General features: G+C 48.6%; 10 protein-coding genes. 1 reads left to right on the forward strand and 9 read right to left on the reverse strand.

Annotated features, from left to right (window positions below; translation table 11 throughout):
- Nucleotides 1-11: 11 nt before the first annotated feature.
- From mutM to SOI44_RS04450, 7 genes are all read right to left on the reverse strand, one after another.
- The gene (mutM, locus tag SOI44_RS04420) at nt 12-818 is read right to left on the reverse strand and encodes a bifunctional DNA-formamidopyrimidine glycosylase/DNA-(apurinic or apyrimidinic site) lyase (RefSeq protein ID WP_331348018.1); all 807 of its coding nucleotides are present in this window, start codon (nt 816-818) and stop codon (nt 12-14) included.
- Nucleotides 818-3415, reverse strand: a complete 2598-nt coding sequence (gene polA, locus SOI44_RS04425) for a DNA polymerase I (protein ID WP_331348019.1) — start codon at nt 3413-3415, stop codon at nt 818-820. Before polA ends, mutM begins: the two co-directional genes overlap by 1 nt.
- A 22-nt stretch (nt 3416-3437) precedes the next feature.
- Entirely contained in the window at nt 3438-4502 is a 1065-nt protein-coding gene (locus SOI44_RS04430) for a metal ABC transporter substrate-binding protein (RefSeq protein ID WP_331348020.1), read from the reverse strand.
- Nucleotides 4503-4534: 32 nt separating this feature from the next.
- Entirely contained in the window at nt 4535-5239 is a 705-nt protein-coding gene (gene radC / locus SOI44_RS04435) for a RadC family protein (protein WP_331348021.1), read from the reverse strand.
- Between the two features lie 90 nt (nt 5240-5329).
- On the reverse strand, nt 5330-5761 hold the full coding sequence (locus tag SOI44_RS04440; RefSeq protein WP_331348022.1) for a (deoxy)nucleoside triphosphate pyrophosphohydrolase: 432 nt from the start codon (nt 5759-5761) through the stop codon (nt 5330-5332).
- 44 nt (nt 5762-5805) lie between these two features.
- On the reverse strand, nt 5806-6627 hold the full coding sequence (locus SOI44_RS04445; protein WP_331348023.1) for a PTS system mannose/fructose/sorbose family transporter subunit IID: 822 nt from the start codon (nt 6625-6627) through the stop codon (nt 5806-5808).
- Nucleotides 6618-7400, reverse strand: a complete 783-nt coding sequence (locus SOI44_RS04450) for a PTS sugar transporter subunit IIC (RefSeq protein ID WP_331348024.1) — start codon at nt 7398-7400, stop codon at nt 6618-6620. Before SOI44_RS04450 ends, SOI44_RS04445 begins: the two co-directional genes overlap by 10 nt.
- A gap of 180 nt (nt 7401-7580) precedes the next feature.
- On the opposite strand from SOI44_RS04450, the gene nagA reads away from it, so the two are divergent.
- On the forward strand, nt 7581-8720 hold the full coding sequence (gene nagA, locus SOI44_RS04455; protein WP_331348025.1) for an N-acetylglucosamine-6-phosphate deacetylase: 1140 nt from the start codon (nt 7581-7583) through the stop codon (nt 8718-8720).
- Between the two features lie 78 nt (nt 8721-8798).
- On the opposite strand, the gene SOI44_RS04460 is transcribed toward nagA, so the two are convergent.
- Together SOI44_RS04460 and SOI44_RS04465 are read right to left on the reverse strand one after the other, a co-directional pair.
- Nucleotides 8799-8999 carry a cold-shock protein gene (locus SOI44_RS04460; protein WP_108775875.1) on the reverse strand — a complete coding sequence of 67 codons (201 nt, stop codon included), beginning with the start codon at nt 8997-8999 and terminating at the stop codon, nt 8799-8801.
- A 212-nt stretch (nt 9000-9211) separates the two neighbouring features.
- Nucleotides 9212-9400, reverse strand: coding sequence for a hypothetical protein (locus tag SOI44_RS04465; RefSeq protein WP_331348026.1), 189 nt, complete (start codon nt 9398-9400; stop codon nt 9212-9214).
- Nucleotides 9401-9596 lie beyond the last annotated feature (196 nt).

Below are 9596 nucleotides of genomic sequence, written 5' to 3' on the forward strand. Positions count from 1 at the left end.
CTCTCCTTTTCCTATTTCTGGCAGTGCGGGCAGTAATAACTGCTGCGGCCGCCGATGTATTTTACTTTGATGGGACCATGGCAGCGTGGACAGATCTTCTGCATATGAACGGTGCAGTCTGTCTGGAAGCGGCCGGTTACACCAAGAGAAGAAGTATAGCTGCGGATCGTCGTGCCCCCTGCCGCAATGGCCGCCTTCATGATCCTTCTGGTATTTTCAACAATATTCTCTTCATCCTTGCGGGTGATGCGCGCGCAGTTTCTGCCCGGGCGCAGATGGCAGGCAGCCAGAATTTCATCGGCATAGATATTGCCGATGCCGGCCACAAAGTTCTGATCCAGCAGTAATGACTTCAATGGTTCCTTTCTGCCTCTGCGGTATTGATGGACATAGTCTGCATTGAAGGAAGGATCAAACGGTTCCGGGCCAAGGTCATGAAAGTGTGAAAAATCATAGTCCAGAGGCAGGATGCACATACGGCCGAATTTGCGGGTATCGTGATAGCGCAGCGATCTGCCGCTTGCTAACTGGAAGATCACATGCATGTGGCGGTTGATGGGATCATCGGGTGACATGAGATAGAACTTGCCTTCCATGCGCAGATGGACAACCAGTGTGACATGGTCCATCCGGAAGATCAGATATTTCCCACGCCGCTGAAACTGACGGAAATGCTCACCTTTCAATGACTGGCAGAATGCATCCGGGTCACCATCGATCGTTTTCGCATAGCGCACCTGTACATCCACAATCTCATCATCTTTGACCTGGTGTTCCAGCGTGCGCACAACCGTTTCTACTTCAGGCAGCTCCGGCATTATTTGGCCTCATACCAGTCTTTGCCAACCGCACATTCTGCGGTCAGCGGCACTTTCAGGCTCATGGCATTGACCATGCCGTCGTTGATCAGTGTCTTCATCATATCAATTTCATCTTCAGGCACTTCAAAGATCAGTTCATCATGGACCTGCAGAATCATGCGTGATTTCACATGTTTTTCCTTCATAGCCTTGTCAATACGGATCATAGCCAGCTTGATCAGATCCGCAGCACTGCCCTGAATCGGGGCATTCATAGCTGCCCGCTTGCCGAATTCCCGGATCATCCGGTTCTTGTCATGAATCTCCGGAATCTCTCTTCTTCTGCCTAGCAGTGTTGTCACGTAGCCGTTTTTCTCACAGTCTTTGACAACCTGATCCATATAGGTGCGGATACGTGGATACTTATGATAATACGTTTCAATAAAGTTACGTGCTTCGGCAACACTGGTGCCAAGCTGTTCACTCAGGCCAAAGTCAGAAATCCCATAGACGATGCCGAAATTAACCGTCTTGGCCTGCCGGCGCATCTGTGGTGTCACTTCGTCTTTGGAAACACCAAACACATCCATGGCCGTCTTAGTATGAATATCAATGCCATCCCGGAACGCCTGGATCATGCTTGTTTCATCGGCCATATGGGCCAGCATCCGCAGCTCAATCTGGTGATAGTCACAGGAGATCAATACACAGCCAGGATCAGCCGGGAAAGCCTTGCGCACCTCCTTGCCCTGCTCATCCCGCACCGAGATATTCTGCAGGTTAGGTTCTGAAGAGGACAGACGGCCGGTAGTCGTGGCTGCCTGGTTGTAGATCGTATGAATGCGGCCGTCCTTACAGATGTACTTCTTGAGGCCTTCGGCATAGGTGCTTAAGATCTTGGCAAGCTTGCGGTAAGCAAGAATGTCATCAATGATCGGATCAGCACCTCTTAGCTTTTCAAGGCGGTCAGCAGAGGTGGAACGTTTGGTACCGCCATACAGCCCAAGGTCATCATACAGCACAGATGCCAGCTGCTTGGGAGAGTTGATATTGAACTCTTTATTGGCACGGGCATAGATGCGCTTCTGCAGTTCATCAATCTGGGCCTGTGTCTTATCAGAGATCGCATCCAGCACGTTTACATCACAGCGGATGCCATCACTTTCCATTTCACACAGAATCTCTGTCAGCGGCATTTCCACATCCTTGTAGAGATGGGTCATATCGCAGGATGTGATGACAGGTTCTGCCTGTTCCAGGATCGTAAGGATATTGGCTGCATTTTCTGCCCCAAAACGGGCTGCCTTGTCTTCATCCACAAGAACAGGTTTGCCTGGTTTGCCAAAGACATCTTCATAGCTGCTGGTTGTATGCAGGTCATATTTTTCAGCAATCTTGTCATTGCTTGTCAGCGTGGAATCTGCCAGGGATGCCATGATCATGGCATCGTCTTTGAAGTGGCTTTCAATGTGCATATTTGCCAGTACATGCATGAGACGCTTGACATCATAGCCGGCTGCTTCATATGCACCCAGATGCTTTAACAACTGTGCATCATTGGGAAGATCTTTTGCATTGATATAATACAGGCCTGCCTGGGTGGCAATGCCCAGTCCATAGAGGGATGCCTCCATGAACTGCTGATGGTCATCACAGCCAAATACCGCATAGCGGCCTGCATATACCTTTTCCGGAATCACAGATACATGCTGTACCTGCATGGTCTCTTCCGCTTTCTGTTCCTGATTTCCCTGCAGCCTGCTTTGATAGCGGGAAGCCAGCATCTTCATGCCCAGTGTTTCCAGGAAGTGAACAAGCGATGCATAATCCGGCTGGAATGTACAGTCATCCAGTTTAATATCCAGATCGACATCACGGCGGATGGTGGCAAGCTTCTTGGACAGTGTGGCAAGATCATGGTTTGCCTGAATCTTTTTGCCAAGCGCACCTTTGATTTCCTGATCATGGGCAAGCACGTTTTCCAATGTGTCATACTGGTTCAGCAGCTTGACAGCGGTCTTTTCACCAACCCCTGGAATACCGGGGATATTGTCACTGTGATCGCCCATCAGACCCTTGAGATCAATGATCTGCAGCGGCTTGATGCCAAGCTCACTCTGCATGGATGAAGGCGTCATGATATCCATATCGGTCATGCCCTTTTTCATTAACAGCACAGAGGTTGTATCATCCACCAGCTGCAGCAGATCGTGGTCGCTTGTGAAGATGATCGTCTGACAGTCAGGATATTTCTTTGACATGGTGCCAATCAGATCATCCGCTTCAATATCCGGCATTTCTACCCACTTGATGTGGGCTGCATCCAGAAAGTCACGGACCATCTGAAACTGAGGGACAAGATCATCCGGAGCCGGCTTGCGGCCGCCTTTGTAATCCGGATACAAATCATGCCGGAAGGTATGCTTGCCGGCATCAAAGGCAACCAGAACCGCATCCGGTTTCTGATCATCCAGGGCTTTCTGCAGCATCTGGCAGAACCCAAATACAGCATTGGTCGGCACACCCTGTGCCGTCGTCATTTTCTTTCCATAAGCAGTGGCATAGTATGCCCGAAACAGCATGGAATTGCCATCCACCAGCATTAACTTTTTCATCTTATCGCTACCTCTTCTACTTTCATCCTTCATTGTCTTTCTGCTCCACGATGCTCTGCAGCACAGCAAGATTTTCATACATGATGGACAGATAGTCCTTGCCATCGGTTTCCTGCTGTGGGGTCAGGCTGCTCAGATTGGAAAGATCAATGCGGGTCAGTCCGCAGTCATTCATGACTCTGTTAAACAGACTCTTCATATCATCCGGCATACTGTCTTCATAGACAATGTACTGCACGCCATCTGTCTTGATGCGCTGCTCGATCACAGCCAGCTCTTCCTCATCCGGCAGGACGCCATAACGGCTTAATACAAGCGGATATACCTGGAAGCCATATGTTTTCTGCCAGTTGCCAAAACTTGGCGTCACGGTCACAAAGCGAAGTGTGATGGACTGGTCTGCAGCCTGGGTGGCAAGAGCCTGATACTGGGCATCCAGATCAATCAGATCCGCCTCCAGCTTCTTGAAGTTGGTTTCATACAGATCAGTATTTTCCGGATATGTCTTTTCCAGCCAGCTCAGGATGTCCTTCGCCATCGAAAGCATGAGCACCGGATCATTCCACAAAGAGACATCTTTTTCATACATATCCGTATGGTCAAACAAAGCAGAATCATACCAGGCAGATTCCTGATCATCCATCGCAGTACTGCTGTCATCGGGTGTATAGCGGGCAAAGTCATACACTGCATTGTGGGCAGACAGATCCAGCACCGGCGTGCCGCTGGATGCAATCTCATTCTGATAAACAGAGAGATAAGGTTCCAGATCGCCTATGTGCATAAAGACAGCACTTTTGGCAAGAATGTCCTGGTAATTACTCTGGATCTGCGCGCGCTGGGCCGTCTGACCATCCTGCAGGGATACGGTGGTAACGGTATTCTGGGCCAGGGTTGTTACAAGCCAGCCAATGGGATAAATGCTGTAGGCAATCTGGGTGCGCACGGAAACACAGCCCGGCAGGCTGCCAAGCAGGCATATACAAAGCAGGCCGGCAAGCAGGATCTGTCCGCAATGGGACAGAACATGTTTTCTGCTTTGAGAATGCTTCATTCTGTTTTTCCTGCCGGATGTATTTCTGATCAATGGGCACCTTCTTCTGTCATATCATTTTACCATCAGGCACAGGTCTCATCCATGGCATCTTTCAGCAGACCTTCTGCCGCAAAGGAATAATACCCGTTGGCGGTCACAATGATGTGATCAATGACCGTAACCCCCATCATTCTGCCGGTTTCACACATCAGCTTGGTCAAGGACAGATCTGCACCGCTTGGAACAAGAGAGCCGCTGGGATGGTTGTGCACCATCATGAATGCAGAGCTGTTCGCCAGCAGTGCTTCCTTGAACACTTCCCGTGGGTATACACGGGCATCATTCAAAGAGCCTGTAAACAATACCCGGTAACTGATCAGATGCAGGCTGGCGTCCAGGTAGACAACCAGAAAGTTTTCCTGCATGGAAGAGCCGATCTCTTTCTGCAGCCAGTGAAACAGCCGCTCCGGTGTATCCAGGATACTGCCCTGGGAAACACGCTCCAGAGCCACCCTGCGTGAGAGTTCCATGGCAGCTACGATTTCCAGTGCCTTGACTTTGCCAATGCCGGAAATCTTTGTCAGCTCAGGAACACTCATTGCGGAAACACCGGCAACACTGCCTGCTTTTTTCAAAAGATCACCGGCTGTATCAACAGCACTTCTGCCTTTGGTGCCGGTACGAATTAAGATAGCCAGCAGCTCAGGTGTGCTCAAAGCACGCATGCCAAACTGCAGGCCTTTCTCCCGTGGTTTCTCAGCCGCAGGAAGATCTTTGATCATTGCCATAACGATACCTCCACCTGTATATAGGCATCCAATATGGCAGATTCCCTGAAAAATATGATGAAATTGGTATCTGCACAAAGCAATACACATTCATTTGTCTTTGTTTACTTTCATTTCCCTGCGCAGATAATGATCCACAATATATTGATCCGCAGGCAGCCAGGCAACACTGTCCAGCTCGCCTGGGGACAGCCATCGTGCTGCTTCATGTTCCAGCAGTTCAAGAGATCCATGCTTTACACTGACAGAAAACACCTGCATGGAAAGATGAAACTGTGGATAGTTATATTCCACACTGCCGATAAAATTTCCAACGATAATGTCAGTATTCAGTTCTTCCTTGATTTCCCGCACAAGTGCCTGTCGGGCACTCTCCCCTGCTTCAATCTTCCCGCCAGGAAACTCCCAGCCGTCTTTGAATTCCCCATAGCCGCGCTGCGTTGCAAAGATCTTGTCATCTTTGCAAATCACAGCAGCCGCCACATGGATCTGCTTTAATTCTTTTGTCATAACTACAATCATACGTCCTTCCTGCCGAAAAAAAAGAGATGCACTTCCTGTACATCTCAAAGCATGCCAATGACAAATCCTACTGCGATCAGAAGGATGGCACATTTCCACATGGACCAGTTTTTCCTGGTTAGCAGCCAGTATGTCACCAGAGCTGCACACAGACCAATCAGGCCTGGTACGACCTGGCTGGCAAGAACCATCGGCTGCAGGAATGCATTGGAAGCACGCAAGCCATGTACACCAATCTGGCCGGTGAGCAATGAGCCAAAGCCAATGATGGCACCTGTCATAAACAGACCGGAGATGCGGGCTGCCTTACTCCATGAATCCTTTTTAGCAATCAGTTTCTCTGCGGATGCAGTGCCGCCTTTGTAACCGACGTTGATCAATACAAAGCGCAGAATCACATGCAGGAGGAAGGAAACAGCCGCCACAATAACAACACCCCAGGCATTGCCGCTGCTGACCATACTGTAAACAGCACCAAGCATAATGGGCAGCCAGAGTCCATAGACAAGAGCACGCTCCAGTCCGCTTGCGGCAAGTGCCAGCGTCGTGCGCAAAGAGCGGATCACAGATGGATCTGCCTTCTGTGCTTCCAGTGAGAGAACCACGCCCATCACATAAGACGAAAAGAGATAGGATGGATCATTGAATTCCAGATTGTGGCCAAGCGATATGGCAAGATCCTGCGGATTGGAATGAATCTTTTTCAGGCCTGGTTCCATTGCCCATGTCCAGCCTGTGGAAGCAGCCGTTTCTGCATTTTCACCGGCGTGGGTAAAGAATGAACGGAACGCAATTTTCCGCAGTGTTTTCTTATCCAGCGGAAATGCTTCCTTTGTATCCGTATACGGCGTTGTTCCTACCACCATTTTTCAGCCTTTCCTTTCTTTTCTACAGTACTGTTCTTTACCGGAGCAGCAGTTTCCTTATTCTGCTGGGTAAAATGCCAAAGCACAAAGGCACCAATGCCAAGAGCCAGCAGACCACAGGCAAACTGTCCATAGGAACCAGATTTGGATGCCAGTGCAGCAACGGCAAAGCCGGAAAGCAGTGCAGCTGGATATTCCTGATAGTAAAGATTGCGCATGACAACCGCAATACCAAGGAACTGCAGCATGGCAGCAGCTGTGGCAATTCCATGGAACAGCCATGGCAGATCATTCATCCAGCCATCAATCACATTGACGGCATCTGCCCCAAGACCATACGCATAATAACCGGCAATTACTGCAAGCACGCCGCGGATCAACATTGGTCCAAACACAGCAATGGTGCTTGCTTTTCCCTTTTCTGCTGCTTTTCTGGCAGCTGGCAGAAACAGTGTGCCAATCAGCCGGCACAAGCCGTCCATGGCACAGGCAAAACCAAATGCCAGAATCCCGGCACTGAGATCACCTGCCTGCACGCCTCCGCGCACAGCGGCAATCACAGCGATGGCACAATAGATGCCTGCACCAGTGTCATCACGCTGTGCGGTGCTGTAAAACAGCTGACAGGCAGCACCAATCGTAACCCCTGTCTGTACATTGTGTAGCAGGGCACCGATCAACGTACATACGACCAGCGGCATATGCAGGATCTTTGTACCAACAACACCATCGACGGCAAGTACAAAGAGAGCCAATGCCATTCCAATCTGCATAATTTTTTCTCCTTTACAACTTCTGCTGTCAATGAACACAGCAGCCTGAGCAGCCCAAAGCTGTTCGTCTTTTTTATTATATCAGGAAGTATATGCCGGGGCCAAATCGAAACAATATGCCAGCTTATGAACAAACAGAAAACCGCAAAAGTGCTACAGTGGAAACAGGAGGTGTTTGTAATGAAAATCAAGAGTACGCGTATCTGGATTGCCGGTGATTTCATGCCGGGTGTCATTGAAATCTCAGGAAAATCGATCGTCAGTGTGCTGCCCTATGAGACACAGGCAGACATTGATTATGGTAATCTCCGCATCGTGCCAGGATTCATTGACATTCACTGTCATGGTGCTTATGGCTTTGATACCAACTATGCCAATGAAGAAGGCCTGAAGAAATGGACAAAGAACATTGTGCATGAAGGCGTAACCGGTTTTCTTGCCACAACCATTACTGAGATGAAGCCTGTGCTGACAAAGGCTGTAGAAAATGTGGCAAAGGTACATGATGAAAACAGATATGAAGGAGCCAGGATTCTAGGTATTCACTTTGAGGGACCATATCTCGATATGGCAAAGAAAGGTGCACAGCCAGCAGCGGCTATTGTTCCCCCTTCTGTGGAAGAGTTCAAGGAATATCAGAAGGCAGCCCACAATCTGATCAAAGTGATTACCCTTGCCCCGGAACACGACAAGGACTTCGCCTTAACACGGTATGCCAGCACGCATGGTACGGTTGTGTCCATGGGACATACATCTGCTACATATGAGCAGGCGATGATGGCAGTGGCCAATGGTGCCTCCTCTATCACCCATACCTACAACGCAATGTCCCCATTCAACCACAGACAGAATGGTATGGTTGGTGCAGCTCTGAGACTGCATGACCTGTACAGTGAAGTCATCTGTGACTGCAACCACTCCACACCGGAAGCACTGAACATCTTCTTCCGTGAAAAAGACAGCACAAAGGCAATCATGATTTCTGATGCATTGATGTGCAAGGGATACCCAGTCGGCACAAAGTTTGAATTCGGCGGCCAGGGAATCGTCATCTATCCAGATGGATCCGCCCACCTGATCAAAGAAGGCAACCTGGCCGGATCAACCATGAAAACCAATGAAGGCCTGCGCAACCTGGTAGAAAGAGCACTCGTACCATTCGACAAAGCTCTCAACAGCTGTACATGCAACCCGGCAGCACTGCTGCATATGGACGACCATCTTGGCTATATCAAAGTCGGCTATGATGCGTCCCTTACCATTCTCAATGATGATTACAGTGTTGCTTCCTGCTTTGTTGAAGGCATCAAACAATTCTGAAATAACAGCCTGCACATGCAGGCTTTTTTCATGCACGCACAAAAAAAGCAGGATTTCTCCTGCCCATGGTCACTTCTATTAGAGCTTGACAACGTTTTCAGCCTGCGGGCCTCTGTCAGTATCCTTGACATCGAAGCTTACAGCCTGACCTTCGTCAAGAGTCTTGAAGCCTTCACCCTGAATGGCAGAGTAATGAACGAAAATATCCTTTCCGTCATCACCTGTAATGAAACCATAGCCCTTTTCAGCGTTGAACCACTTTACTTTTCCTGTAGCCATCTAACTCTATCTCCTTACCTACGCAGAATATTATACCACGTTTTCAATTACTCAAAGCATTCTTGTAAATTTACATAACTTTTTGTAAATAAATAAAATTGACCTTCATAGGGAACTGTTTCATTTATTTAATCGCAAAAAGTTTAATTAGTAGTTTTCCAGCCAATAAGACTATATCGATAATGACATAGTCTCTCAGCTGGATGGTTTCTTCAGTGATCTAATATCATGTTAATGGCTCTGGTGGATCTGCCTTTGGCTTGTTTTTGGTACCCGGCGGTCTGCTGCGTTTCTGCTGCCGATATGCTGGCGGAAAGCGTATAACTTTTTTCTCTCCCGTAAGCAATGACAACTGTGTTCTTAGGATGCGTAACATCCAGAATTTCACGAGGAATCGGCATAACAGGCCTCTTTATATATAGTCCAATAACATCGTATATTAAGCTAAATATTAAGAAAAACATACCTGAAATGTCGACAAGATTCCAGGTGATGGGTGTCGAAAAGTAGTACTTTTGGCACAATACCTGACTGAAACGGGCCATCCGTTAACGAAAGTATAGACATCAACCGAAAAAGCAGATTTCTATAGACTTT

It is taken from the genome of Lactimicrobium sp. (genome assembly GCF_036453465.1).
GTDB lineage: Bacteria > Bacillota_I > Bacilli_A > Erysipelotrichales > Erysipelotrichaceae > Bulleidia.

Coding starts and splice junctions, on each gene's coding strand:
- nagA (WP_331348025.1), top strand. CDS start 7,581: ATGAAAATCAAGAGTACGCGTATCTGGATTGCCGGTGATTTCATGCCG.
- polA (WP_331348019.1), bottom strand. CDS start 3,415: ATGAAAAAGTTAATGCTGGTGGATGGCAATTCCATGCTGTTTCGGGCA.
- SOI44_RS04465 (WP_331348026.1), bottom strand. CDS start 9,400: ATGCCGATTCCTCGTGAAATTCTGGATGTTACGCATCCTAAGAACACA.
- SOI44_RS04460 (WP_108775875.1), bottom strand. CDS start 8,999: ATGGCTACAGGAAAAGTAAAGTGGTTCAACGCTGAAAAGGGCTATGGT.
- SOI44_RS04440 (WP_331348022.1), bottom strand. CDS start 5,761: ATGATTGTAGTTATGACAAAAGAATTAAAGCAGATCCATGTGGCGGCT.
- mutM (WP_331348018.1), bottom strand. CDS start 818: ATGCCGGAGCTGCCTGAAGTAGAAACGGTTGTGCGCACGCTGGAACAC.
- radC (WP_331348021.1), bottom strand. CDS start 5,239: ATGGCAATGATCAAAGATCTTCCTGCGGCTGAGAAACCACGGGAGAAA.
- SOI44_RS04445 (WP_331348023.1), bottom strand. CDS start 6,627: ATGGTGGTAGGAACAACGCCGTATACGGATACAAAGGAAGCATTTCCG.
- SOI44_RS04450 (WP_331348024.1), bottom strand. CDS start 7,400: ATGCAGATTGGAATGGCATTGGCTCTCTTTGTACTTGCCGTCGATGGT.